This window comes from Rhizobium atlanticum, assembly GCF_030182485.1.
Classification (GTDB): domain Bacteria; phylum Pseudomonadota; class Alphaproteobacteria; order Rhizobiales; family Rhizobiaceae; genus Rhizobium.
This window is the reverse complement of the sequence record NZ_JAQJCJ010000001.1, coordinates 443,934-467,214: the sequence shown is the minus strand read 5'-3', so window position 1 is coordinate 467,214 and position 23,281 is coordinate 443,934. Positions and strand designations below refer to the sequence as shown.

Annotated in this window: 24 protein-coding genes and 3 pseudogenes; 9 read left to right on the top strand and 18 right to left on the bottom strand. The window is 63.8% G+C overall.

The window, feature by feature from the left end; genetic code table 11:
* Nucleotides 1-28: 28 nt before the first annotated feature.
* Nucleotides 29-286: a hypothetical protein gene (locus PH551_RS02260; protein WP_285191677.1), complete on the top strand. Its 258-nt coding sequence runs from the start codon at nucleotides 29-31 to the stop codon at nucleotides 284-286.
* On the opposite strand, the pseudogene PH551_RS02255 reads toward PH551_RS02260, so the two are convergent.
* Both PH551_RS02255 and PH551_RS02250 read right to left on the bottom strand, forming a co-directional pair.
* Nucleotides 188-613 (bottom strand): annotated as a pseudogene (locus PH551_RS02255) (phosphotransferase family protein); the annotation flags it as partial. The gene PH551_RS02260 and the pseudogene PH551_RS02255 sit on opposite strands and share 99 nt — an antisense overlap.
* Nucleotides 556-1,002, bottom strand: coding sequence for a hypothetical protein (locus PH551_RS02250; protein WP_285191710.1), 447 nt, complete (start codon nucleotides 1,000-1,002; stop codon nucleotides 556-558). The gene PH551_RS02250 and the pseudogene PH551_RS02255, both read right to left, overlap by 58 nt.
* Between PH551_RS02250 and PH551_RS02245 the strand changes: the two are divergent.
* Nucleotides 887-1,499: pseudogene (locus PH551_RS02245) on the top strand (3'-5' exonuclease). The gene PH551_RS02250 and the pseudogene PH551_RS02245 overlap by 116 nt on opposite strands.
* A 168-nt stretch (nucleotides 1,500-1,667) precedes the next feature.
* On the opposite strand, the gene PH551_RS02240 reads toward PH551_RS02245, so the two are convergent.
* Together PH551_RS02240 and PH551_RS02235 are read right to left on the bottom strand one after the other, a co-directional pair.
* Nucleotides 1,668-2,114 (bottom strand): DUF4168 domain-containing protein, encoded by a 447-nt coding sequence (locus PH551_RS02240; RefSeq protein WP_285191708.1) that lies wholly within the window; start codon nucleotides 2,112-2,114, stop codon nucleotides 1,668-1,670.
* A 173-nt stretch (nucleotides 2,115-2,287) separates the two neighbouring features.
* Nucleotides 2,288-3,151, bottom strand: coding sequence for a DMT family transporter (locus PH551_RS02235; protein ID WP_285191676.1), 864 nt, complete (start codon nucleotides 3,149-3,151; stop codon nucleotides 2,288-2,290).
* Between the two features lie 163 nt (nucleotides 3,152-3,314).
* Here PH551_RS02235 and PH551_RS02230 point away from each other — a divergent pair, with 163 nt between their 5' ends.
* Nucleotides 3,315-4,727 carry an aminotransferase-like domain-containing protein gene (locus PH551_RS02230; protein WP_285191675.1) on the top strand — a complete coding sequence of 471 codons (1,413 nt, stop codon included), beginning with the start codon at nucleotides 3,315-3,317 and terminating at the stop codon, nucleotides 4,725-4,727.
* Nucleotides 4,728-4,795: 68 nt separating this feature from the next.
* On the opposite strand, the gene PH551_RS02225 is transcribed toward PH551_RS02230, so the two are convergent.
* From PH551_RS02225 to PH551_RS02210, 4 genes are all read right to left on the bottom strand, one after another.
* On the bottom strand, nucleotides 4,796-5,197 hold the full coding sequence (locus tag PH551_RS02225) for a response regulator (protein WP_285191674.1): 402 nt from the start codon (nucleotides 5,195-5,197) through the stop codon (nucleotides 4,796-4,798).
* A 10-nt stretch (nucleotides 5,198-5,207) separates the two neighbouring features.
* Nucleotides 5,208-6,902 (bottom strand): sensor histidine kinase, encoded by a 1,695-nt coding sequence (locus tag PH551_RS02220; protein WP_285191673.1) that lies wholly within the window; start codon nucleotides 6,900-6,902, stop codon nucleotides 5,208-5,210.
* A gap of 533 nt (nucleotides 6,903-7,435) precedes the next feature.
* Nucleotides 7,436-8,065 (bottom strand): Vgb family protein, encoded by a 630-nt coding sequence (locus PH551_RS02215; protein ID WP_085778622.1) that lies wholly within the window; start codon nucleotides 8,063-8,065, stop codon nucleotides 7,436-7,438.
* A 27-nt stretch (nucleotides 8,066-8,092) separates the two neighbouring features.
* Entirely contained in the window at nucleotides 8,093-9,313 is a 1,221-nt protein-coding gene (locus PH551_RS02210) for a helix-turn-helix domain-containing protein (protein ID WP_285191672.1), read from the bottom strand.
* Between the two features lie 113 nt (nucleotides 9,314-9,426).
* Here PH551_RS02210 and PH551_RS02205 point away from each other — a divergent pair, with 113 nt between their 5' ends.
* Both PH551_RS02205 and PH551_RS02200 read left to right on the top strand, forming a co-directional pair.
* Nucleotides 9,427-10,224, top strand: coding sequence for a DUF899 domain-containing protein (locus PH551_RS02205; protein ID WP_285191671.1), 798 nt, complete (start codon nucleotides 9,427-9,429; stop codon nucleotides 10,222-10,224).
* 14 nt (nucleotides 10,225-10,238) lie between these two features.
* Nucleotides 10,239-10,451: pseudogene (locus tag PH551_RS02200) on the top strand (hypothetical protein); the annotation flags it as partial.
* A 73-nt stretch (nucleotides 10,452-10,524) separates the two neighbouring features.
* Here the strand turns inward: PH551_RS02200 and PH551_RS02195 are convergent.
* Nucleotides 10,525-11,532 (bottom strand): SDR family oxidoreductase, encoded by a 1,008-nt coding sequence (locus PH551_RS02195; RefSeq protein ID WP_285191670.1) that lies wholly within the window; start codon nucleotides 11,530-11,532, stop codon nucleotides 10,525-10,527.
* A gap of 274 nt (nucleotides 11,533-11,806) precedes the next feature.
* On the opposite strand from PH551_RS02195, the gene PH551_RS02190 reads away from it, so the two are divergent.
* On the top strand, nucleotides 11,807-12,829 hold the full coding sequence (locus tag PH551_RS02190) for an LLM class flavin-dependent oxidoreductase (RefSeq protein WP_285191669.1): 1,023 nt from the start codon (nucleotides 11,807-11,809) through the stop codon (nucleotides 12,827-12,829).
* Nucleotides 12,830-13,006: 177 nt separating this feature from the next.
* Nucleotides 13,007-13,912 carry a LysR family transcriptional regulator gene (locus PH551_RS02185; RefSeq protein ID WP_285191668.1) on the top strand — a complete coding sequence of 302 codons (906 nt, stop codon included), beginning with the start codon at nucleotides 13,007-13,009 and terminating at the stop codon, nucleotides 13,910-13,912.
* Here the strand turns inward: PH551_RS02185 and PH551_RS02180 are convergent.
* Together PH551_RS02180 and PH551_RS02175 are read right to left on the bottom strand one after the other, a co-directional pair.
* Nucleotides 13,872-15,155 carry an MFS transporter gene (locus PH551_RS02180; protein WP_285191667.1) on the bottom strand — a complete coding sequence of 428 codons (1,284 nt, stop codon included), beginning with the start codon at nucleotides 15,153-15,155 and terminating at the stop codon, nucleotides 13,872-13,874. The two genes, PH551_RS02185 and PH551_RS02180, sit on opposite strands and share 41 nt — an antisense overlap.
* Complete coding sequence (locus tag PH551_RS02175) at nucleotides 15,152-15,802, bottom strand: ArsR/SmtB family transcription factor (RefSeq protein ID WP_285191666.1); 651 nt, start codon at nucleotides 15,800-15,802, stop codon at nucleotides 15,152-15,154. The genes PH551_RS02180 and PH551_RS02175 overlap by 4 nt, the downstream gene beginning before the upstream one ends.
* A 155-nt stretch (nucleotides 15,803-15,957) precedes the next feature.
* Here PH551_RS02175 and PH551_RS02170 point away from each other — a divergent pair, with 155 nt between their 5' ends.
* Nucleotides 15,958-16,641, top strand: coding sequence for a class I SAM-dependent methyltransferase (locus PH551_RS02170; protein WP_285191665.1), 684 nt, complete (start codon nucleotides 15,958-15,960; stop codon nucleotides 16,639-16,641).
* Here the strand turns inward: PH551_RS02170 and PH551_RS02165 are convergent.
* The 5 genes from PH551_RS02165 to PH551_RS02145 all read right to left on the bottom strand — a co-directional run bounded on the left by PH551_RS02165 (nucleotide 16,631) and on the right by PH551_RS02145 (nucleotide 21,695).
* The gene (locus PH551_RS02165; protein ID WP_285191664.1) at nucleotides 16,631-17,434 is read right to left on the bottom strand and encodes an ABC transporter ATP-binding protein; all 804 of its coding nucleotides are present in this window, start codon (nucleotides 17,432-17,434) and stop codon (nucleotides 16,631-16,633) included. The genes PH551_RS02170 and PH551_RS02165 overlap by 11 nt on opposite strands.
* Nucleotides 17,435-17,441: 7 nt before the next feature.
* On the bottom strand, nucleotides 17,442-18,479 hold the full coding sequence (locus PH551_RS02160; RefSeq protein WP_285191663.1) for a FecCD family ABC transporter permease: 1,038 nt from the start codon (nucleotides 18,477-18,479) through the stop codon (nucleotides 17,442-17,444).
* The gene (locus tag PH551_RS02155; protein WP_285191662.1) at nucleotides 18,476-19,480 is read right to left on the bottom strand and encodes a FecCD family ABC transporter permease; all 1,005 of its coding nucleotides are present in this window, start codon (nucleotides 19,478-19,480) and stop codon (nucleotides 18,476-18,478) included. Before PH551_RS02155 ends, PH551_RS02160 begins: the two co-directional genes overlap by 4 nt.
* Nucleotides 19,481-19,500: 20 nt before the next feature.
* Nucleotides 19,501-20,469, bottom strand: a complete 969-nt coding sequence (locus tag PH551_RS02150) for an ABC transporter substrate-binding protein (protein WP_285191661.1) — start codon at nucleotides 20,467-20,469, stop codon at nucleotides 19,501-19,503.
* A 128-nt stretch (nucleotides 20,470-20,597) separates the two neighbouring features.
* Nucleotides 20,598-21,695, bottom strand: coding sequence for an adenylate/guanylate cyclase domain-containing protein (locus tag PH551_RS02145; RefSeq protein ID WP_285191660.1), 1,098 nt, complete (start codon nucleotides 21,693-21,695; stop codon nucleotides 20,598-20,600).
* 242 nt (nucleotides 21,696-21,937) lie between these two features.
* On the opposite strand from PH551_RS02145, the gene PH551_RS02140 reads away from it, so the two are divergent.
* Nucleotides 21,938-22,162 (top strand): alpha-amylase family protein, encoded by a 225-nt coding sequence (locus PH551_RS02140; RefSeq protein WP_064803538.1) that lies wholly within the window; start codon nucleotides 21,938-21,940, stop codon nucleotides 22,160-22,162.
* Between the two features lie 78 nt (nucleotides 22,163-22,240).
* Here the strand turns inward: PH551_RS02140 and PH551_RS02135 are convergent, their stop codons facing one another.
* Together PH551_RS02135 and PH551_RS02130 are read right to left on the bottom strand one after the other, a co-directional pair.
* Complete coding sequence (locus PH551_RS02135) at nucleotides 22,241-22,549, bottom strand: GCG_CRPN prefix-to-repeats domain-containing protein (RefSeq protein ID WP_097598132.1); 309 nt, start codon at nucleotides 22,547-22,549, stop codon at nucleotides 22,241-22,243.
* A gap of 174 nt (nucleotides 22,550-22,723) precedes the next feature.
* Nucleotides 22,724-23,170 carry an SRPBCC family protein gene (locus PH551_RS02130; protein ID WP_097598074.1) on the bottom strand — a complete coding sequence of 149 codons (447 nt, stop codon included), beginning with the start codon at nucleotides 23,168-23,170 and terminating at the stop codon, nucleotides 22,724-22,726.
* Nucleotides 23,171-23,281 lie beyond the last annotated feature (111 nt).

Genomic DNA, 23,281 nt, shown 5'->3' with positions numbered 1-23,281 from the left:
GCCCGCCCCTCGTGTCGCTCTGAGGATAGTGCCGGAGTTCCGCCAACCGCAGCAGCTCGTCATTCTCCTTCGCCACCCCTTCCGCCAGGCGAGCGGCGGCGATCGCAGGAAGCCACGCCAGGATGGCACGGACTTCTGCACCGGTGGCGGAGGCATAGGCCTCGACATAGGCCATTGCTCGATCGGGCATGGCATGGCGCAGCAGCACGTAGCTTCGGCAGACATCAGCCAGAGGATTGCCGGAGCAGGCGTCGAGCCAATCGACAACCATCTCGCCCCGCCCTGATCCGTGAATATTCCACGGATGGAAATCGCCATGGCAGACCCTATCGCCATCGGGAAGGGAATCGAGTGCCGACAGCAGCCGCTTTCTCGACGCGGCATCCAGTCCCTCCGCCCGCCGGATCCTGGCCGAGAGACTCGCCAACAGGGACGGCAGCCCCTCGCCCGGCTTGTTGTGGATGCTGCAATGCAGCTGCGCCATCTCGCCGAACGCAGCGTCTCCTGCCGTCGGGACGAGCCGGTCGGCAAAACACGAGTCTGGCGCCCGCTCCATCACCTCGCCCCAGCGCCCTTCGAACGCGCCGACCGCATGAACCTTCGGCGCCGGCAGCGACAGCCCTCGACAATCGCAAGGTTCGCCCCTTCGCGGAATGCCGACGCCTTCAAGGCGGGGTGCCGATAGAGTTTGAGCGCCAGCGCCCTGTATTCGAAGACTTGGGCCTCCTTGCCGGAGCCAAGCAGCCGGCCGATTGCGATCATTGGTGCTCCGCTCTCAATTCGATGCAACTTGCAGAAAATACCGCGTCCGGAGATTGTCACGAGTGAACAGGATGAGGTAGCGTCCGCGAGCCTCAGCTCGCTTTTTGTTTCAGCAGAATCGACGATGAAGACCGCCATCATATTCGATTGTGAATTTCTTTGTGTTGAAGGCTCGCAGCGCAGGTTCTGGTGCGCGGCGCATGATCCCGATCCCGTCATCGCCCAGATCGGCGCCGTCAAGCTCGGTCTCGAAGGCGAATATCCGATCCTCGATACGCACAAATCCTACATCAAGGCCGTTGACCGCTTCGGCAGAAGATCCGCTCGATCCTTACTTTACCAATCTCACGGACATTACCGAGCAGGATATCGACGCTCATGGCGTCGCCTTGCAGGAAGCGCTTGCGGCCTTCGACAGCTTCTCGGGTGGCGCCCGGTTCTGGTCCTGGGGCAAGGATGAGATGAACATGGTGGCTATCAGCTGCTATGTAGCCGGCATTCAGCCGCCCATTCCGGCCGGCCGCTTCGACAACGCCGTCAAGCTTCTCCTTGCAGCCGGAATGCCGATCGAACATCTGGCAAGGACGCCGAGCAACAGGCTCGCCGACTATTACGGCGTCGGCCATCCTCCGTCGCGGGCGCATGACGGGCTCGACGACGCTCTTTCCGTGACATACGCGCTGCAGCATCTCATGAGGATCGGCAAATTGCAGCCCGAGGTTTTCGAACGGCTCTGACGGAAGAAATCATGCTTCGAAGCAGAGCCCGGCCAAATTGGCGGGCACTGCGGCCCTAGAGCAATTCCAGGGGAAGTGTAAAGCGGTTTTCCGTCCGGAATTGCAAAAAGCCAAAACTTAGAGTGGTTCTGCTCCTCCATGAAAAGCTGAACCACTCCAGGCAAAAGCCTATTGCTGCGGCTGCGCCGGCGGCGGAGTGCCGATCTTGTCCAGAACCTTCTTGGCGAGAGCTGGGTCGCTTTGCGCGGCGGTCAGGATCGAGGAATATTCCTCGACGGAGATGTCGTTGGAGGCCTGGACGGTGTCGACCATCTGCTTCTTGGCTTCTTCCTGCAGCTTTTGCTTCGCAGCCTGGTCCTTGGTCGCGTCGATCTTGGCGGAATATTCCTGCCTGACCTTGTCGACCTGCACATAGGCAACGGCAAAGGCCTCGAGTTTCTGATCACTGACAGGGGCTGCCGCACCGATACCACCCTGTCCTTGCATCGGCGCCTGGCCCTGTGCCGGCGGCTGCTGCTGCGCTTGGGCAAGCTCGGCCGCTGATGTTGGGCTGAGAGCAAGCAGACTGAACACCGCGGCTGTCATCGTTGCGAGGGATGTGTAACGAGTGATCATTTTCATTCCTTTTCCGGTGATTTGGACGGCAGCAAAGACCGCCTCGGTCGATCGCTCAGCCGCTAGAAAAGGCTGGCGAGGTCGCAACGATGAAGGCTGAAAAGGGCTCGGTGCGGCGATAACAGGGCCATTTGCTGACGATTGATCGGCAGCTTTGTGGCCTGAGGCAGCCACTACCTCGCGAACTTCCGCGCGCCCATCACGCAGAGAATGACCGCAACCGTCACGCCGAGCATGGCCGACGTCACCGGCTCGTGCAGCAGGGTGGCGGCGAGCGCCAGGCCGAAGAAGGGCTGGAGCAGCTGCAACTGACCGACGGCGGCGATGCCGCCCTGCGAGAGACCGCGATACCAGAAGATGAAGCCGATCAGCATGGAAAACAGCGAGACATAGGCCAGGCCAAGGAGCGCCGGCGTTTCGATGCCGGCAAAACTTTCCGGCCGGTAGACAAACGCGACCGCGATCATGATCGGCAGCGACAGGACCAGCGCCCAGGAGATCACCTGCCAGCCGCCGAGCGTGCGCGACAGCCGGCCGCCTTCGGCATAACCGAGGCCGCAGGCGAGGATTGCCGCCAGCATCAGCAGGTCGCCGACCGGCGAGGCCGTCAGCCCTTGCGTCAGGGCAAAACCCGCCACCAGCGTACTGCCGAGAACCGAAAACAGCCAGAAGGCCGGCTTCGGCCGCTCCCCGCCGCGGATCACGCCGAAGGTCGCGGTCGCAAGCGGCAGCAGGCCGACGAAGACGATCGAATGGGCTGATGTGACGTGCTGCAGCGCCAGCGCCGTCAGCAGCGGAAAACCGACCACGACGCCGAGCGCGACCACGACAAGCGAAAGAATATCGCGCCCGGCCGGCCGCTTCTCACGAAAGACGATCAGCAGGCCGAGCGCCAGGAGCCCGGCGATCGCCGCGCGTGCAACGGTCAGGAACACGGGATCGAACTGCCCCACCGCCACGCGGGTCGCCGGCAGCGAGCCGCTGAAGATCACCACCCCGATCAAACCATTGATCCATCCCGCCGTCATGCGCTCCATATTCATTCCTTCCCGCTGCAAGCCATCATGTGCGACATGCATAAAAACAACGATCTAAGGCGCGTTCCCTGAATCGAATTCGCAAGAACGGGACCGCCCACCCTTATCCGCCGATACGTATAGCCGGGACAGTGACGATCTGATACGATTTCGCCAAACTGTTATGGTGCAGAAGGCAGTACGGATGAGCGAAGAGATGGCGGGGCGAACCCGCGTCGAGATGGTGATGGCGACGATCCGGCAGCGCATCGCCGGGCGCAGCCTGACGCCGGGGGCACGATTGCCCTCGGTGCGCGGCCTCGCGGCCAGCATGAAACTGTCGACCTCGACCGTCGTCGACGCCTATGAGCGCCTGGTCGCCGAAGGCGCGATCCTCTCACGACCGGGCTCCGGCTTCTATGTCGCCAACCAGGCCGCACCCTTTGCACTGGCCGCCGCCGGGCCGAAGCTCGACCGCGCGGTCGATCCGTTCTGGATCTCGCGGCAATCGCTGGAAGCCGGCGAAAGCGACCTGAAGCCCGGCTGCGGCTGGCTGCCGCCCTCCTGGCTCCCCGACGAAGCCATGCGCCGCGGGCTCAGAACGCTTGCCCGCGCCGAGGGACCGGCGCTTGCCGAATATGGCTCGCCGCTCGGCCTGCCGCCGCTGCGCCAACTGATTTCCCGGCGCATGGCAGAGCGCGGCATCGAGGCTTCGCCGGATCAGATCCTGCTTGCCGAGTCCGGCACGCAGGCGATCGACCTGCTCTGCCGTTTCCTGCTCGAACCCGGCGATACCGTGCTGGTCGACGACCCTTGCTACTTCAACTTTCACGCACTGCTGCGCGCCCACCGGGCAAAGATCGTCAGCGTGCCCTACACATCCTCCGGCCCGGATCTCGAACTCCTGGTGCAAACGCTCGCCGAACATCGGCCGCGGCTCTACATCACCAATTCGGCCATCCACAACCCGACTGGCGCGACACTGTCTCCGGTGACCGCCCACCGCGTCCTTAAACTCGCCGACCAGTTCGACCTCACCATCGTCGAGGACGATATCTTCGCCGATTTCGAATATGTGCCGGCGCCCCGCCTCGCCGCTTTCGATGGGCTGGAGCGCGTCATCCAGATCGGCAGTTTTTCCAAGACGCTTTCGGCCTCTGCCCGCTGCGGCTTCGTCGCCGCCAGGCCCGAATGGATCGAGGGCCTCACCGACCTCAAGATCGCCACCTCCTTCGGCGGCGGCCGGATGACGGCCGAGCTGGTGCTCAACGTCCTGAGCGACGGCAGCTACCGCAAACACATGGAAATGTTGAGGCAGCGCCTCGCCCGCGCCATGACCGAGGTCTCGGCGCGGCTGAAGGGCTTGGGGATAAAACCTTGGCTCGAGCCGCAGGCCGGCATGTTCCTCTGGTGCCGCCTGCCGGATGGCATCGACGCGGCCGATGTAGCGCGGGCGGCATTGGAAAGGAGAATAGTGCTGGCGCCGGGCAACGCCTTCAGCCTGTCGCAGTCGGCGACGAATTTCATGCGGTTCAATGTGTCGCAGACATTGGATGCGAGGGTGTTTGCGGTCCTGGGAGATGTGTTGGGGAGGTAGGAGGACGGAACGTAAGCGGCAAAGCCACGGTGGAGAGAGCCGCAGGGCATGCCCTCCCCATCTACCCATCAAAACGACCGATTGAGCGCCTTATCGTTCTCCAGCCGCGTCACGCAGCCCTCCAGCTTGGCAAGCAGCAGGTCGAAGTCGAGCGGCTTCGTCAGATAATCCGCCGCCCCGGCCCGCAGGCCGGCGAGCGTGTTTTCCCGGTCTGTCAGCGCCGTCAGCATGATGAAGGGAATGTTGGAGAGCTCCGGATGATTGATCTGGATTTCCGCCAGAAGCTGATGCCCATCCATAACAGGCATGGAAATGTCGCTGATAACGATATCCGGCCATTTCGACAGGATCATTTCCAGGCCTTCGGCGCCGTTCGAGTCCTCGAGCGTCCTGTAGCCAGCTTCGTTCAACTCTTCGACGAGGAGATTCCGGATCTCGACTTCGTCTTCTATGCACAGGACTGTAACCATAAGCTCTTCCTTAAGCTGCGACTTGTTGATCCGACAATAGAGATTCTATTGGCAGAGAAATGGCAAATGTAGTGCCCTTGCCAAGCTCGCTCGTCACCTCGACGGTGCCGCCGTGGAGCTCGACGACCTGCTTGACGACGTTGAGGCCAAGGCCGGTTCCGGCAATGCCCGTCGCGCTGCGGGCGCGATAATACGGTTGAAACAGTTTCGGCAGATCATCCGCGTCCATGCCGATGCCGCTATCGGTAATGGTGATTTCCACCATTTTCTCGTCAACCCGCGCGCGCACATAAATATCAGGCTGATCGGGCGAATATTTGACGGCGTTCGAAATCAGATTGGTGAAGACCTGCTCCATCGCGCTTCGGTCGAAGGTCAATATGCCAGGTATGAGCTCGAGATCGAGATGAAAGACATGCGAAGGGCTAAGCTCGCGCTGTCGATCGCAGCAGGTGATGAGCAAGACTTTCAGATTACCCTCGCTCCGCTTCAGTATGATCTGTCCAGTTTCAAGCCGGCCGCTGGCAAGGATGCTCTCCATGAGATCGACCATGCGCACCACCGCGCTGCGGATCACTCCGGCTTTTTCGTGAACATACTCACCGCTGACGTTGGTCGTCGAGCGGCAGAGCCGCTGGGCGGCCGCGTCGATGATGGCAAGCGGCGTTCGAAATTCGTGCGAAGCCATGGCGACGAACTGGCGCTGCAGCGCATTCACCTGGCGTTCGTGCACCAGCAGGCGGTCCAGCTCCTGCCTTTGTCTTTCGATTTCGGCCGTTCGGTCCGCCACCATCTCTTCCAGATGGTTGCGGTGGTGGGTGAGCTCGGCCTGACTGTCCAGCAGGGTCAGCGAAGTGCGATGCAATCCCCGTCCGAGCCAGAACACGGCAGCGATCAGCAGGGCCAGACAGCCGAGCCCCGCCGGCGCCACCTGCTGAAGCAGCATGAAGCCCGGGCGGATCGGCTGCCACACGAGATAGCCGACCACCCCGCCGTCATGGGACAAGACGGGCACTTGCGCCCGCTCGTCGTCACCCTTCGAAGGAGAAAAATGCAATCCTTCCAGCCGCGCATAATGGGCGACGCTTTCAGCAGCCTTTCCGTCGATGAACTTGACAGAGACGGCGATGAATTCCTTACCCGCCTCGATTTGCATCCTTATCGAACTCGGCAGAATGGGGCGCGCGCTTGTTATCGCCGGTCTGTTGCCGATCATGACCGTGCGTACCCTGGCCAGCTGGCCAAGCGGTTCGTCACCGGTCCTTTTGCGCTCGACGAGAGCCGCCCGCATCTCGCCGGCCAGGGCCGTCATTTCCTCGCCGTCGTCGCTGCCGAGGCGCGCCGGCATGGTGTCCGTCCCGTCGCGGAACGCAAACAGGAGGCGATTGCTATCGTCGAAGATATAGGTTCTGTCGTGTCCGAAATAGTGGCTCGTCCAGCGGCCGACATTGTCAAGCAACCATTCATGGTTCCGCTGCTTGGAATAAAGGAAGGCGTCGTCCCATTTGGCGACGCTTTCCTGCTCCCGGGGAAGTGCCTCGATCTGCTCATCCAGTCCTTGTCGCACAAAGTCGGCCTGGCGGCGCAAGTAGAGATCATCGACCTTCACGGCGGCGAGCCACGCAAATCCGCACAGCAACACAGCCGCCGCGCAGGTTAGCGCCACCAGAACGAGCGTGATGTGCGATGTGAGCCTGACCTTCAATACTCACAACCTTTTGGATGGCGCCCGTTCCTTCGAAGTTGACACGCAAAAGTTGACGGACGGTGAATTGCTATCAGCAGGTATTTGCCTGGCCGGAGCCGCCGGCACCCGAGAGAGCCTCATCCTTGTACGTTGCCGTTGGTGTATAAACGGGCTGCGCGACGGGGATGCGTGCGGTCGCAAGCAGCAGTGTTGCGGGGCGTGCTTCGAGGCTCCGCCCTACGGGCTGCGCACCTCAGCATGAGGAAGCGTTGGAGTTGCGTGCCACAACAGCGGGCATCGGACAATATTCGCGCCAACGTCCAGATGGCCAGGCCGGCTTCCAAGAGAGCCTCATCCTGAGAGCCTGTGAATCCATCGATTTTGAGATTTTTTGATGCGCGTCAAATCGATTGACTTAGCACTCGTAAAAACACGAAAATCCAAAAGATTCACAGGCTCTGAGGTGCCCCGCAAGGGCCTCGAAGAGCGAGGCGGGTGCGCTGACGCCGGCTTCTTTCAAGGAGCCAACGCCCACCCCGGCGGCGCAGCGCTCATGGCCGGCGCACGGCGCGGATCTTGCCGCTATTGCCTCCGCCACAGAAGAAGCAGCCTGCGCCGTCGGATTCCAGCCCCGAGACGCCGGCGCCTTCGGGCATGTCGAGCCGCTCCAGCACCTCGCCCGTCTGCGGATCGATGCGCCTGACGTCGCTGTCGTCGCCCTCCCAGGTCCCGTGCCAGAGCTGGCCGTCGACCCAGGTGACGCCTGTGACGACGCGGTTGGATTCGATGGTGCGCAGGATCTTGCCGGTTTCGGGATCGATTTGATGGATCCTGCGGCCGCGATGCTGGCCGACCCAGAGCGTACCCTCGGCCCAGGCAAGGCCGGAATCGCCGCCATTGCCGGGGGCCGGGATGGTGGAAAGGATCTGGCCGGTCTTGGGGTTGATCTTGTGAATGACATCCTCGGCGATCTGATAGAGGAACTCGCCGTCGAAGGCCGTGCCGGCATGGGAGGCGACCTCGATTGACCGCACCACCTCACCGCTTTCGGGATCGAGCGCGTTCAGCCTGTCGCCTGAGGCGAACCAGACATGCCGGCCGTCAAAGGTGACGCCGTGAACGCGCTCAGCACCCGGAAAGGGTCCATATTCACGCAGAATGGTCGCAGCCGATGTCTTCATGTCTTCCTCCATGTCGGTTGACCCATACTAGTCGCTCGGCAGTGGTCCCGGGAGTAACAAGATCGTCGGGAAAGAGGAGAGCGGCGGGCTCATCCAGCGGCGTGCCCGCCCGCGTCCGATCGCTTGCACCTTCTCCTCGCCAGCGAGCGCATCCAGCGCCCGCTGCACGGTGCGCGGACTGGTGCCGAGCGCGATTGCCAGCGCCGAACTCGACCACGCTTCGCCATCGGCGAGGAAAGCGAGCACCGCCGCATGCGGCCCTTCGACGAGCGGCGCAAGCACGGCAACCTCAGAAGCGCCGGCAGGGGAAAGGGCAAAACCGCGCTTGGTAGCCGAGACTTCCGCCAGGCCGGCTAGTTCCGCGCGCAGCCGGCCGATCTCGACGCGCAGCCGGGCGCGATGCGATTCATCGGCATGCTTGCCGCGGAAGGCGCGTGCGATCAACGCTCCCCGCGACACATCCGCCGGCCAGGCTTCGACAAGCGCACGGGCAAGCGCGAAAAGCACTGGCCGGCTCGCCAGCGGCACCACCGCACCGCCCGCGCGCACGACATGGCGGCAGGCGTCGACGACGAGCGTGCCATTTGAAAAGAGCGCCTCCACCTCGGCAAGCAGCAGCGGCCGGTCATGCCCACGCGAAACCAGCCGCGCCGCCGGCAGATCGAGCACATGTCCAGCGGCTTCGACCTCCGCCGTCAGCACGGGCATATTCGCCCGCTCGGCCGCAAGCTGTGCCCGTTCGAGTGCTGCGCGCGCCACCTGCGTGCGCAGGCGCCGAACGGCGATGCCGGCCGCGACAAGTTCATGGGCGGTCCGCAATGGCGGCGGCAGCGGCGTCGGGTCGAGCGCAGCCAGCGCCTGCTCGGCTTCGTCGAGGCGGCCGATCAGCATCAGCCGGCGAATGGCGATATTACCGGCATGGGCGGCGTTGATCCGGTCGCCATGCGCTTCCAGAACCTTGCGCGCCGCCTCCAGCGCCTTCGGCGGCCAGGTGAGATCGCGCGAGACGAGTGCGATCTCGGCCTCGGCGACGACGCAGCGGGCGCGGGCCACGGCCTCCCGCGGCCCGAAAGCGCGCGCGGCACTCTTCAACAGCGCCTTGGCGCGGATGAGATCTCCGAGCTGCGCCATGGCGATGCCGCGCAGCGCCAACGCCGGCGCGTCGTCGCGCAGCGCCACCCGTTTCAGCGCTCCAAGCGTATCGCCGGATGCCAGCGCCTGTGCAGCGGCCGTAATCAGCGAGTCCATTCAAATCCCGTCACACTTGTCACTCCCGGCATTTGTCCTCCCGCCGTAATCTTCGCTCAACGGCAGGCAACCGCGCCGGATGTTACGACGAGAGACAGGCAAAGGAGAAGACCATGACGGCAATGCTGAACGCAACCCGCGAGCAATGGCTGGCGGCGAGACTTGATCTGCTCGAGGAGGAAAAGGAACTGACGCGGCAAAGCGATGCGCTGGCGGCCAAACGCCAGCAATTGCCCCGTGTGAGGATCGACAAGGACTACCGCTTCGATACCGAAGGCGGCGAAGCTTCGCTGAAGGATCTGTTCGGCGGGCGTTCGCAGCTCCTGATCTATCACTTCATGTTCGGACCGGATTACAGCGCCGGATGCCCCTCCTGCTCCTCGATCGCCGACGGCTTCAACGGCTTCTTCGTCCACCTGGAAAACCACGACGTCGCCTTCTGGGCCGTCTCGCGCGCGCCGCTCGCGAAGCTTGAGGCCTTCAAGCGGCGCATGGACTGGAGTTTCCCCTGGGCCTCCTCCGCCGGCAGCGATTTTAACGCCGATTTCAGCGTCTGGTTCAGCCCGGAGCAACAGCGTCGCGGGGAGATCGAATACAACTACCGTCGCGAACCGCCCGCCCCCGAACCGCCAACGGGCAAGCCCGTGCCGGAATGGCAGTCGCGCGGCAGCGACGAACCCATCGTCCAGATCGCTTCGATGACCGGCACCGACGTCCCTACCTACACCCGCGACCGCCCCGGCGTTAGCGCCTTCGAACTCATCGACGGCGTCGTCTACCACAGCTATTCGAGCTATGCGCGCGGGCTGGACGGGCTCTGGGGCATGTACCAATGGCTCGACCGTGCCCCGAAGGGCCGCAACGAAACCGGCATCTGGTGGCGCCATCACGACCGCTACGGCAAGGAGTGACTGTCATGTCCTCCTCCGCCGCCGATTACCTGTCGCTTGCCGCCGCTCCGACATTCGCCATTATGGCGGTGCTGACGGCGGCAACCGGCACCCCCGACATGATCTGCATGACCACGCCCAGTGCCTTCCCTGTCGGCGGAATGATGCCGATGTACCTGCTGATGAGCGCCTTTCATCTGGGTCCGTGGCTGCGGCTCGCCAGCAGGGAGGGCTTGGGGCGCAGATGATGGTTCGACGCCTCCCGTCGGTTTATGCCGCACGGAACGCGTATAAACATCCAGCATCTGCACCACCCGACCCCTACCAAAACCGAGGCCGGTTGCCCGAAGCCAGCCGCCGGCGTGGGTACCTCCTTGGCCCGGCAGCCGCAAGCGCGAGCACAACAACCGCGACCAGACCGAAAAGGAGCGGCGCCGAATACCGGTGCGGCGATCGCAGCCCACCATCGATCTGGGCGGCGTCGGTGGAGGGCCGGTAGAGATTGCCGTCGCTTTCGACGGCGCGCGGCGCCCGCTTGAAATAGGCGCCCATCAGCCGGCCGAGCGCTCTGGCGGCGAGATTGGGTGCCAGCAGATGGGCGAGCCGCGTCGCAGTTGTGACCACGCCGACGGTGGTGGTTGCGCGTGGCGATCTGGCGACGCCGACGATCGCCTCGGCGACCCGGCGCGCATCGAGAACCGGCGGCGGCGCGGAAACCTGGCGGCCGACATAATTGGCGCCGTGCCTGAGGCCAGGCGTATCGACGAAGGCGGGATAGACGTCGCAGACATGAATGCGCGGCTTGTCGGCAACCTCCGCCCGCAGCGCCTCGGAGAAGCCGCGCAGGCCGAATTTGCTGGCGCTATAGGCGGCCGCGAACGGTGCCGCCGCAAAGCCGCCGAGCGAAATCATGTTGATAAAGACGCCCCGGTCCTGCTTCAAGAAGATCGGCAGCACCGCATGGGCATCGTTCATGTGGCCGATCAGATTGGTGCGGATGATCTGCTCATGCGCCTCGATCGGCGTCTCCTCGAACCGACCGACCGCGCCGACGCCGACATTGCTCACCCAGACGTCGATATCGCCGAGAGCCTTTGCCCTGTCGGCCAGCGACCGCACGGCAGCAGGCTCGGTGACGTCAGTAACAGCGGAAATCGCCTCCGCACCCAGACCCCGGCACGTCTCGGCAACCTTTTCCAAGGCCTCGCCGTTGCGGGCCGCCAGCACCAGCCTGCTTCCGCGCCGAGCGAAGGCCTCGGCAGTGGCCTGACCGATGCCGCTCGATGCTCCCGTAATGACGACCACTGCATTTTCGAGATTGATAGACATCGTTCCGCCTCTCTGTCTGGGGAAAGCGCCGGCGCCACAGCGCGCATCCATCAAACACCTCCGTGAAAGCGGAGTTCCCGAATGACGACCGCTGCCTGCATACTCGGCCCGGGAAAAGCGACTCGTTTCCCGATATTTGCGGGCATTGTCTCGCATCCCGCTTCTGCAAGAGTCGCCGGCCAAGCGCAGCGTTCCATCCGGTTATGATTGTCTTGCGCACCGAAGCTATGCGATGACCAATCCACCAAGAGATGCAACGGATAAAAGGCGCGCCATGAAGAAGATCGGATTTCTCTCGTTCGGGCACTGGACGCCCTCGCCCCAATCGCAGACGCGCTCGGCAGGTGACGCGCTGCTGCAGTCGATCGACCTTGCCGTTGCGGCCGAGGAGCTCGGCGCCGACGGGGCTTATTTCCGCGTGCACCATTTCGCCCGGCAGCTCGCCGCGCCCTTTCCGCTGCTTGCCGCCGTCGGCGCCAAGACCAGCCGGATCGAGATCGGCACGGCGGTTATCGACATGCGCTATGAGAACCCGCTTTACATGGCCGAGGATGCCGGTGCTGCGGATCTTATCGCCGGCGGGCGGCTGCAACTCGGCATCAGCCGCGGCTCGCCCGACCAGGTGATCGACGGCTGGCGCCATTTCGGCTACGGCCCGCCGGAAGGTCAGAGCGAGGCGGACATGGCCAGGCATCATGCCGAAGTCTTCCTCAAAGTGCTGCGCGGCGAAGGCTTCGCCAAACCGAACCCGCGGCCGATGTTTCCAAACCCGCCGGGCCTGCTGCGCCTCGAGCCGCATTCGGAAGGCCTGCGTGAGCGGATCTGGTGGGGCGCAAGCTCCAACGCCACCGCCGTCTGGGCGGCCAAGCTCGGCATGAACCTGCAGAGTTCGACGCTGAAGGACGACGAGACCGGTGAGCCATTCCACGTCCAGCAGGCCAGCCAGATCCGCGCCTATCGTCAAGCTTGGAAGGAAGCCGGCCACACGCGCCAGCCGCGGATTTCGGTCAGCCGCAGCATTTTCGCGCTGGTCGACGACCGAGACCGCGCCTATTTCGGCTACGGCAACGACGAAGGCGACAAGATCGGCTTCATCGACGAGAAGACGCGGGCCATCTTCGGCCGCAGCTACGCTGCCGAACCTGACGTGCTCATCAAGCAGCTTGCGGAAGACGAGGCGATTGCTGAGGCCGACACGCTGCTGCTCACCGTACCCAACCAGCTCGGCGTCGACTACAACGCCCACGTCATTGAGGCGACCCTCGCTCACGTCGCTCCGGCGCTCGGCTGGCGCTGACGGCGAGGCTTGGCGCGAGCCGTCGACATGCGTAATGCGAAACGGCAGCAGTCGTTGGCCGGCATCATTTCGATGCGCCCGGGACCTAACTGGCGCGGTCGGCGTTGATGATGCGAGCCTTGAATCGGTCACGTCGCGACCGACTTAAGGCTGCAGTCGAATCGCTCGAGTTGCCTCATGCCGCGCACGAACCTGAACGACATCCTGATCTTCATGGCCGTCGTCGATGCCGGAAGCTTTATCGCCGGGGGGCAGGCCATGGGCCTCTCCCGTTCGGCGGCGGGAAAGGCCGTCACCCGCCTCGAGGAGCGGCTCGGCGCGCGCCTGCTCAACCGCACGACGAGGACACTCAGCCTGACTGATGAAGGACGAGTGTTCTATGACCAGGGGCTGCAGATCCTGGCATCGGTCGACGAGGCGGAGGCGAGCATTGCGGGGCGAACTGGTTTGCCGCGAGGCGTTCTCAGGCTCGCCGTTCCCGATGTCTTCGGGCGGCTGGTCATGCTCCCTTTACTCGAAAAATATCTTCGCACGTGGCCCGACGTGCAGGTCGAAGTGAGCTTCACCGATCACGCCGCCGACATCGTCGAGGATGGCTTCGATCTGGCGATCGGGATTGGCGCGAAGTCGTCGGCCGCCGAGAGCCGATTGATCACGCGCGTGATCGCCAGTGACAAGGTGCTGCTCTGCGCCTCGCCCTCCTATCTCACCGAACGCGGCGTCCCCAATGATATGGCGGATCTGGCCGCCCATGACTGCCTGTTCTTCACCAGCCGCGGCCAAAGGCAGGGCTGGCGCTTTCGCAGCGGTGGCGGCTGGATCAAGGCGCAGGGGCGCAGCCGCCTGAGACTCGACAGCGGTGAAGCCCTCCACGACGCTGCCCTGGCCGGCTTCGGGATCGCGCTCCTGCCGAACTTCCTCATTGCCGCCGATTTGACCGCCGGCCGTCTCCGGCAAGTCCTCCCTGATCTAGAAACCGACGACACGAAAATCGTGGCGCATTATTCCGACAAAGGCGTGTTGGAGCCGCGCGTCCGCTGCTTCATCGATCTGTTGATCGAGGAAATCGGAGGTCAAGGCTAGGCCCGCGCGGCGCTGATGCCACCGCCTTGTCAAAACCGCGAAAGCTCTTGAGCGCCAGCGGAGAGAGGGTCGCGGCGAGGTAAGCGAGGCCGCAGAGGAGCAGCGCCGCGCCAAGCCCGATTGTGCTGATCAGCGCGCCACCGACGAGGCCGCCGAAGGGAATGAGAGCAAAGCACAGGGCGGTGTTCATCGCGGTGACGCGCCCGGTCAGCGGTTTGGGGATCCGCTCGAAGATCACCGCCGACAGGATCGGGTTGAGGAAACCGGAGGCAAAGCCTGCTATTGCGAGTGTTGCAAACACGGAGCCGAGCGGCGCATCCACCGCGAGCACCAGGAAGCGCGGAAATCCGGTCAGGAGGAAGGCCACGGTATAGACGATCAGACGCGGCATGCGTTCGCCGATAACAGCGGCAATCGCCGCGCCCGCGATGGAAGCGCCGGAGAAGACGGCAAACATCGCTCCGAGCAGCTCCGGCCCATGCCCGGCATTCTTCGTCCAGACGGGCAGCAGCACGGCGTGATAGGCCTGATCGAGCAGATTGGTGATCGCCACCATGGTGACAATGCTGACGAGCACGGCGTCGCTGCGCAGAAAACGCCAGCCTTCCCGGAGATCGTCGAGATAGGAAGGCAGCTTGCCCGACGGCGCGACGGACCGATCGGGAGCGCGCCGCATGCCGGGTATGCCGGTCGCGACGACCAGCGCTGCGGCGGCGAAGGTGGCGGCGTTGACGAGGAGCGCCTGACCCGGGCCTATCAACCCGATCAATGCGCCGGCGCCGGCAGCGCCCACCGTTGAGGCCAGCCGTTCGATGGCGCTGGAGGTGCCGGTCACCCGCTCGAGCGGCACGGCTGCCAGCGCAGCGATATCGGGAACCATCGCCTGCTTGGCGGCATCGGAGGGCCCGCGCAGCACACCCATGGCAAAGACGAGGGGCAGCAGCACCGGCACGGTCAGCACAGCGAAGAGATCGAGAAGCGGCACCAGCCCGACCGCGATCACGGAGGCCGTGTCGCAGATGATCGCGATGCGCTTGGCGCCGATGCGGTCGATCAGCGGCCCGCCGAGCGCCTTGGCGAGCACATAAGGCAGCATCTCCATCATCGCCGTCAGCCCGGTCAGCATCGGGCTGCCTGTGGCGCTCAGCACGAGCCAGGGAATGGCGATGGTCGATACCCGGGTGCCAGAAAGTGAAAGTGTCTCTGCGGCGGCAAGCGCCAGGAATGGCCTGCCTTCTCTCACCGCTCGTCCTCCCGCTCGCAGTGCGGCAGCCGGCCCGGATAGGGGAAGGCGTGCAGCATGACATAGAAGGGAACCATGCCAGGATTCCGGGAAGTCGCCTCCCCCAGCGGCGGGGCGGCCCGCATCGCTTTAAGGATGATGCCTGTCAGCCGCTTCGTCAGAGCCTCGGCCTGTTCCGCCGTCATTGGGATGATGATGTCGTCGGCCGTTGTCGCCCTGCGCCATTCCGCCGGCAGCTCGGCATATTCCTCCAGCGCCTGCTGCATCTGGCCGACCTGCAGCGAGAGAGCCGCCTGGTTGAAGGCCATGTCGAGATCGAGCGCCTCGCCTTCGGATTCGCTCGGGGGAACCGAGGTCAGCTCGTGGCGGGCCTGCCACCAGCGGTCGCGCCGCGAGACATGCGGCGCTTCCTCGATGAAACCGTATTGGGCGAGCTGGCGCAGGTGATAGCTGGTCGCGCCGCTGTTCAGGCCTAACCGAACGGCGAGCTGCGTCGCAGTGGCGGGGCCGTCGATCCTCAGCATGCCGAGCATGCGCAGCCGAACGGGATGCGCCAGAGCCTTCAGCGCAGTCGGTTCGGGCACGACACGGCTGACGGTGCGCGAGGCAACAGCATCGGCGGCAGGTTCGGACTTCTGCTCTTTCATGACCCATCATATAATCGCAAATATATCTTTGCAAATATTTCGTTGCAAAACTATTCGACCTCCGAAAGGCGCTTGAAAACCGGCTTCGGCCCTAGTCAAGCATCATCACGCGCCCTAAGAGCATCGCCACGATCCGCATGAAACAAGGGCAAGGGATGGCTGAGGAAGCGCAGAAAAACATCGGCACGTGGTATATCGACCCCGATGCCGAAGACAGGATGGCCGATGGGCATGCTCCGATCTGGCGCCACCTGATCGATCTCATGCTCGAGCGGGACCTTTCCGAAAAGAGCGTGCTCGATTTCGGCTGCAACCAGGGCGGCCTGCTGCGGCATCTCTATGCGATCCGCCCGTTCCGCAAGGCGCTGGGTATCGACATCGCCGAAACCTCTATTGCCAAGGCCGAGACGCTGAAAGGCAATCTGCCGATCCAGCATCAGGTCGGCGGCAGGCTGGAGGGCTGGAGCGACGAATTCGATCTCGCCCTCAGCCACGAGGTCATTTACCTCGTCCCCGACATCGACGCGCACGCTGCCGATATCCGCAAGGCACTGAAGCCGGGCGGCGTCTATTATGCGGTGACCGGCTGCCACACGGACAATCCGCTCTGGCCGAAATGGCGCGAGCTTGTCGCCAACCGCACCAATACCGTCGTTCAGGATCGGTCGATCACCGATTACGGCCGCGCCTTCGAAAAGGCAGGCTTCGACGTCTCCGCCCGCAAACTCGAATATGACGGATTCATTCCCTTCGTCGCGGATGGCTGGACGCCGGACTTTGCCGATGCGCTGAATTACTACACGCAAACAAAAATCGTCTTCAGGCTGGTCAAGCGCTAAACACTGCTGGCTGAAGTTTCATCAGTTCCACATCGAAATGCGGCGCACTATTTGGAGCGAGCAGGACGAAACGGCCCCTGACGCGGAAGATGTCCTGGATGAGGTTGCGCTCGGCAAGCTCGCGTGGCGCGCCGTCGAACCTGAGCTGCCCCTTTTCGAGCAGCGAGATGCGGTCGCTGACGGCGATCGCCTGGTTTATGTCGTGGATCGCCATGACGACGGTGACGCCCTTTTCGCGGCTCAGCCGATGTACGAGATCGAGCACTTCGACCTGATAGCCGATATCGAGGAAGGAGGTCGGCTCGTCGAGCAGCAGGATTTCCGCCTCCTGGGCGAGAGCGGCCGAAATCCACGCCCTCTGTCGCTCCCCGCCGGATAATTCGCGCAGGCTACGATCGGCAAAATCAGACAGGCCGGTGCTTTCGAGCGCCCATTCGATCGCCTCTTCGTCGCGGCTGTCGTAAGAGCGGAACAGACCGACATGGGGATAGCGGCCCTGGCGCACGAGCTGGGCGACGGTCATCTCGTCGGGCGCGGTCGGCTGCTGCGGCAGGAAAGCAAGCTTCTTCGCCAGCATCCGGCGCGACATGGAAGCGACGGCAACGCCGTCGAGCGACGCCCTGCCCTCCGCCGGCCGGATGAGACCGGCCAGCGCATGCAGCGCCGTGCTCTTGCCAGAGCCGTTCGGCCCGATCAGCGCCCGGATCTCCCCTTTTTCGAGCGAAAGGCTGAAGCTGTCGAGAGCTTTGCGCTTGTTGTACATCACCGTGAGGTGGGAACAGGACAATGGCATTTCGGCCTCACATGGTTTTGCGCAGCAGCGCGAGCAGAAGCGGCACGCCGAAAACGGCCGTGACCACGCCGATCGGGATTTCCTCGGCATGGCCGAGTAGCCGGCCGATGAGATCACCGAGCGCGACGACGACGGCGCCGAGCACGATCGTCAGCGCCAGCGACAGCCTAAAATTCCGCCCGGCCAGGAAGCGAGCGAGATGCGGCACGATGAGGCCGACGAAGACGATCGGCCCGACCGCGCCGACGGCACTTGCCGCAAGCGCGCAGGAGACGATCAGCACGATCGAGAACTGCCTGCGATAGCCGAGCCCGAAGGACCGGGCGACGGGCGCATCGAACTGCAGCAGCATCAACGGCCGGTAGATCACCGGCAGCATGGTGAGGCCGGCGATGGTGAAGGGCAGCAGGAAGAGCGCGTGATCCCAGCTGCGGGCGTAAAGGCTGCCGGATAGCCATTCGAGAATGATCTCGATGCGGGCCGATCCCCATCCGGCGATGAGGCCGATCGCCACCGCATGCAACACCGCGCCGACCGCCACGCCGCAGAGCGTGATGCGTAGCGCGCTGAGGCCGAGGCGGAAGGCGAGCAGATAGATGACGCCGCCGGCGAGTAGGCCGCCGGCAAGCCCTGCCGCCGGCAGCCATGCGACCGGCAGTTCGGCCAGCGTGTTCGAGCCGGGCTCGAAAATATAGACGGTAAACAGCAGAAAGATCGTCACCGACAGTGTCGCTCCCTGCGACACGCCCATCAGCGAGGGATCGGCAAGCGGATTGCGGGTGATGGTCTGCAAGAGATATCCCGCCAGCGAAAAATGAATGCCGGCTAGGATGCCGGTGGCGATGCGCGGCAGCCGGATATCCAGAATGATCAGCCGCGCCTCCGCCGAGCCGCCGCCGCTCAGAACGGCCGCGACGTCCCCCATGGGAATGTCGGCGACGCCGAGAAAGATCGTCGCCGCAATTGAGAGGACTGTTAATACGGCGAGCGCAGCTGTCATGCCGAAGCTTGCCTGACCGGCCGATGTCGATGCCGGCGCGCTCATCGCGTCTCACCCGCGAGGCTGAGCCGCCCGCGTTGGACGAGATAGATGAAGACCGGACCACCGAGCAATGCGGTGACGATGCCGACCGGCAGTTCACGCGGGATGGCGATGCTGCGCGCGAAAACATCGGCGACGGTCACGATCAGCGCGCCGAGCGAGGCGCTCAACCCGATCTCCCAACCCGTGCCGCGGGGTTTCAGCAGCCGGGCGATGTGGGGAGCGGCAAGGCCGACGAAGGCGACCGGCCCGGCGATCGGCGCGACGCCCGCGACCGGAATGACGGCAAGAATGAGGATGAGCGGCTTCCACAGACCGAGCTGCAGGCCCATGCCGGCCGCCGCATGATCGCTCAGCATGAACATGCCGATGACGCGCCGCAGAAGGAGCGCCCCGGCAACCCCGGCGATCGTCCAGGGCAGCATATAGAGGACATGTGACCAGCTGCGCCCCTGGAAGCCGCCGGCGAGCCAGAAGAGCAGCGATGCCGATTGCGGCCCGGTCAAGAGCAGCACATAGGTGGTGATCGCGCTTAAGAACAGCGAGACGCTGACGCCGCCGAGCGCAAGCTGCAGCGGCCGCCCCTGCCCGCCGCGCGAAACCCAGAATGTCACCGAGGCAGCCAAGACCCCGCCGGCAAGGCCGATGAAGGGATAATAGGCAGGCGAAAGCCAGGGCAGAAAGACGAAGCAGCAGACGATCGGCGCGACCGCCCCGGATGTCACGCCGGTAATGCCGGGATCGGCCAGCGGATTGCGCGTCAGCGTCTGCAGCAAGTAGCCGGAAACGGCAAGGCCCGCCCCGCCGGCGGCCGCCGCCAGGCTGCGCGGCAGCCGCAGCGTCCAGACGAGGAGAGATTCGAGCTTGCCGTCGGGCGCCAGGAGCACGCGCAGCGCTGTCTCGACCGAAAGCGTCTTAGCGCCAACCAGCAAGCCGAGCATCGCCGCCAGCATCGCGGCGGCGACAATGAGCCCTATGGCCAGGAATGATTGCCGGGGGCTCATCGCAGGCCTTTTCCTTGGACTTAGTTCTGCAGTTCGGCCGGGATCAGCTTGGCAGCCTCGGCCTTGACATCGACAGCCGGGAACGTGTCGGGGTAAAGGTAGTGCGCAGCCTCGCGCAGCACGATTTCGCGGGCGATCGGGCCGTTGGTCTCGACCCACTGGTCGCCGACGTAGAAGACGCGGTTGTTCTTGACTGCCGACAGCTGCGACCAGATCGGGTTGCTCTCATGCGGGCGATCCGGGCCGGAATCATAGACGAAGATGACCTCCGGATCCTTCTCGAGCATGGTTTCGAGGCTGAGGTCGATGCCGAACTCGCCGCCCGGAGTTTTCGGCCCCGGAACATTGTCGCCGCCGATCGCGGCGACGATCGAGGCCGAGGTATTTTCCGTGTGGAAGGCGAAGGGTGTCGCGCCGCCCCACATGATCAGGAAGCGCGGGTGAACGCCCTTCGGCGCCTTGGCGGCAAATTCCGCAAGATGCTTGCGGAATTCGGCGTTCAGCTGCTCGCCGCGTTCGGGCTGGCCGAGCAGCTTGGAAAGGGCGGCGGTCTCGCTGTAGCTCTCTTCGAGCAGTTCCATATTATAGGCGACGTAGGGCGCGATGTTTTGAAGCTGCGCCGCATTGCCGACCGTATAGCGGCGGATCGCGACGATCAGATCCGGTTTGGCTTCGGAGAGAAGTTCCAGATTGGGCTTAGCGCGCTGGCCGATCTGCTTCATTCCGGAAGTCAGGCCCAGCAGGAATTCGGGCTCGCGGCCTTTCGTCATATAGGTGCTGGCGACCGGCTTGATGCCGAGTGCCAGCGCGACGTCATCTGCGAAATAGGAAATCGAGGCAAGGCGCTTCGGCTGTGCCGGAACTTCGATGGTGACGCCGCGATCGTCGACGACCGAGACTTTCTTGCCGTCGTCGGCCGGCGCGGCCCCTGCCACGAGCATTGCGGACAGGCCGAGGGCCGAGAAAAATTTATGTGCGTATCGAGTCATATCTGAAAACTCCTCTGACCGGCAGAGGCTTTAGCCAAAAAAGCGGAGTTTAACAATCATGATTCTTTTGCGCAGTTTCTGGGAAGGGACGGCACTGCTTGCACAAGCGGACAGTTCCCATCTCAGGCTCAATCCTCAGCCAAAGTGAAGACGGCGCACGGCTCGGCGATGCCGCGCAGGGCGTGCTCGCCGAGCGGCGTCAGCGCAGCCCGGGTATTCGCCGCCACGGCGCCTGAGATCAGCACGCTGTGGCCGAGCGGCTTGCAGAGCCCTTCCAGCCGGCTGACCAGATTGACCGCCGGGCCGATGGCGGTGAAGTCAAGCCTGTCGGCGGCGCCGATATTGCCCCAGAGGATTTCGCCGAAATGCAGGGCAGCCCCGAAGGGCAGCGGCGCCAGCCCCTCAGCCTCACGCATCCGATCGAGATGAACCATGCCGGCGCGGCAGGCGGCGACAGCCCGAAGCGCCGCCTCACAGGCCTCTCGATCAGCTCCTGCCCCGTTGCCGGAAGCAGCAGTGACGGGAAAGATCGCCAGCACGCCGTCACCGATGAATTTCAGCACCTCGCCGCCGAAGGCATGCACGGCGCCGGCGACGCGGTCGAAATAAGCGTCGAGCGCGGATATCATCGCCTGCGGCTCCGTCACTTGGGAAAGCGCGGTGAAATCCCGCAAATCGGCGCAGAGAAGAGCGGCGCGAATGGTTTCGCCTGTGCCCCGGGCGAGCGCACCCGACTGAACGCGAGCCGCACTGCGCCGGCCGAGGTAGGCTTCCAGCAGCGCCGCCTGCGCTTCCCGCGCCGCAAGGACTGCGAGCGGCGCCGCAGCAAAACGCGCGACGTCCTGCAGCCGCGCGGCTTCATCAGGAGAAAATTCGTCCGCCCCTGCCCCCTTGCCGATGCCCGCCCAGCCGAGCACGGCGCCGTCCCGCGAAGCTCCAATCCTCTCCTCCCAAACCGGCCCGAGCCCGGCTAGCCATTCGCGCCCGGCATCGCTTTGCGGTGCGGCGGCAAACCCCAGCGCCTCAATGACGGCTCCGGTTTCCGCCCGCCACAGCCAGCTGCGCCGCGCTATGATCGGATGCGGCACCGAAAGTGTCAGCGCGCCGCCGGAAAGCTCCAGGCCGTCGGCCAGCAGCCGGCGCCCGAGCTCGGCCAGAAACCGTTCGGGGCCGGGCGAAGCCGCAGCCTCGTCAATCAGCCAGGCAATGGAGGAAGGCAGATCCATGAGTTAACATTGGCATTGCAACAGGACGCGGGCAACCCCGGGACATCAGCCAGACACCTGTGGTGGATTTCCTATCGGCACTTGCCCCCGCCGATTCCCTCCGCAACCCTGTCAACCCCACCTCCCAACAACTCTGTGGAAAACCATTCATCACGGTGGAAAACAACCCAATAAACACCTTTAAATTGCGCGACATTGATTCGATTATGTGCGAACTTGTCATTAGCGATTGAGGGGTTGCTATGGGCACGACATACTGGCCGAAAGACCCGCTGGACGGGAATGACATGACCCTGCTGACGTCGATCCTTCGGCGCTGGTGCGCGCGTTATGGGATCGAGTTTACAGCCGAAGAAAGCAAACGGAAGGCGAAGGAACTCGTCGAATGGTTCGAGTTCGGTGTCAAGGATCCGGCCGAGCTCGAAGAACTGATCGACGGAAAGCACTGGCTCGTCAGCCGCATCTGAGCGCAGCGTTATTTCAGCTGATAAAGGCCGGGCGAAACATCGCACCGGCCCTCGTTCGTTTGCCTCTGTCAAAAAGTTTTAGTAGTCATCGCGCCAGCGGCGTTCGCGGTCCCAGCGCCCCTCATAGCGCCAGCGCGGGCCATCCCAATCGCGATGACGCCGCTCCCAGCCCCAGCGGGGCGGACCGCCATAGAAAGCTACAGGCGGCGGGCGGCGCCAGTTGCGCCGGCATTCGCCCCAGCGGGTCAGATGCCAGCCGCGACCACAGGCGTAGTCGACCTTTGTGACAGTGCTCTCAACCTTGATTGCCCCGATCGGCATCGCCTGAGCTGTGCCAATCGAGAGGCTGCCAGCGAGCAAGGCAGCCGCGATAGAAAGTGCCTTCATCGAAAACTCCATTTCATCCAGCCGCAATCACCTTAGGACCGCCAAATTGAACTGGAGATGAACTGCGCGTTCATGTTTGCGGACGATAAAGCAGCACTTTTTTTGACCGCAGCGGACCGTTCTTCCCGCAGCGTCAAGCGCTTGGGGAGCATCCCGTCGCCTGCCGAAAACCGTTCATGTCCTTCCGTAAAAAGGATCTGGACCCGGGTCCCGCCCGGCCGCGACTTCCGTGAGCCGGCCGAGATAATGCGCCCAGCCCTCCTCATGACCGGCGCATTGCTCCGCACTCGGCAGACCGCTATGGGTGAGCCGCAAAAGCGTTCCGCCTCCTTGCTCGATCAGGTCGATCTCGACCAGGCTCGATCCCGGCGGCACCACCTCGCTGCCATCCCAGCCGAAGCTGTAGGCAAGCCGATGCACCGGCACCACCTCGCGAAACGAGCCGCGCGCAAAACGGGCGCCGGTGACGTTGACGAGATAGAGCCCACCCGGCTCCGGCTCGACCTCGGCCTCCGTCCCCATCCAGCGCAGGATCTTCTCGGGATCGGTCATCAGTGCAAACACCGCCGCCGGCGGCGCCGCAAGATGCGCCTCGCGGCGCACGACGAAAGATTCTGGCATCGCTCTCTCCCATGGTTGCTGCTCTACCCCTCAATGAGGCGGAGCAGCATGCCTTTTCGACATGGATGTCCTCAGCGGAAGCATGTAGGTGGATGCGCACGCTGCGCAAGG

Bases quoted from the DNA above. Each gene is read 5' to 3' on its own strand.
- PH551_RS02185 (WP_285191668.1), top strand. From the start codon at position 13,007: ATGCCGCGCACGAACCTGAACGACATCCTGATCTTCATGGCCGTCGTC.
- PH551_RS02175 (WP_285191666.1), bottom strand. From the start codon at position 15,802: ATGAAAGAGCAGAAGTCCGAACCTGCCGCCGATGCTGTTGCCTCGCGC.
- PH551_RS02210 (WP_285191672.1), bottom strand. From the start codon at position 9,313: ATGGACTCGCTGATTACGGCCGCTGCACAGGCGCTGGCATCCGGCGAT.
- PH551_RS02145 (WP_285191660.1), bottom strand. From the start codon at position 21,695: ATGGATCTGCCTTCCTCCATTGCCTGGCTGATTGACGAGGCTGCGGCT.
- PH551_RS02235 (WP_285191676.1), bottom strand. From the start codon at position 3,151: ATGGAGCGCATGACGGCGGGATGGATCAATGGTTTGATCGGGGTGGTG.
- PH551_RS02160 (WP_285191663.1), bottom strand. From the start codon at position 18,479: ATGAGCGCGCCGGCATCGACATCGGCCGGTCAGGCAAGCTTCGGCATG.
- PH551_RS02130 (WP_097598074.1), bottom strand. From the start codon at position 23,170: ATGCCAGAATCTTTCGTCGTGCGCCGCGAGGCGCATCTTGCGGCGCCG.
- PH551_RS02135 (WP_097598132.1), bottom strand. From the start codon at position 22,549: ATGAAGGCACTTTCTATCGCGGCTGCCTTGCTCGCTGGCAGCCTCTCG.
- PH551_RS02155 (WP_285191662.1), bottom strand. From the start codon at position 19,480: ATGAGCCCCCGGCAATCATTCCTGGCCATAGGGCTCATTGTCGCCGCC.
- PH551_RS02230 (WP_285191675.1), top strand. From the start codon at position 3,315: ATGGTGCAGAAGGCAGTACGGATGAGCGAAGAGATGGCGGGGCGAACC.
- PH551_RS02225 (WP_285191674.1), bottom strand. From the start codon at position 5,197: ATGGTTACAGTCCTGTGCATAGAAGACGAAGTCGAGATCCGGAATCTC.
- PH551_RS02190 (WP_285191669.1), top strand. From the start codon at position 11,807: ATGAAGAAGATCGGATTTCTCTCGTTCGGGCACTGGACGCCCTCGCCC.
- PH551_RS02140 (WP_064803538.1), top strand. From the start codon at position 21,938: ATGGGCACGACATACTGGCCGAAAGACCCGCTGGACGGGAATGACATG.
- PH551_RS02195 (WP_285191670.1), bottom strand. From the start codon at position 11,532: ATGTCTATCAATCTCGAAAATGCAGTGGTCGTCATTACGGGAGCATCG.
- PH551_RS02165 (WP_285191664.1), bottom strand. From the start codon at position 17,434: ATGCCATTGTCCTGTTCCCACCTCACGGTGATGTACAACAAGCGCAAA.
- PH551_RS02205 (WP_285191671.1), top strand. From the start codon at position 9,427: ATGACGGCAATGCTGAACGCAACCCGCGAGCAATGGCTGGCGGCGAGA.
- PH551_RS02240 (WP_285191708.1), bottom strand. From the start codon at position 2,114: ATGATCACTCGTTACACATCCCTCGCAACGATGACAGCCGCGGTGTTC.
- PH551_RS02215 (WP_085778622.1), bottom strand. From the start codon at position 8,065: ATGAAGACATCGGCTGCGACCATTCTGCGTGAATATGGACCCTTTCCG.
- PH551_RS02170 (WP_285191665.1), top strand. From the start codon at position 15,958: ATGGCTGAGGAAGCGCAGAAAAACATCGGCACGTGGTATATCGACCCC.
- PH551_RS02150 (WP_285191661.1), bottom strand. From the start codon at position 20,469: ATGACTCGATACGCACATAAATTTTTCTCGGCCCTCGGCCTGTCCGCA.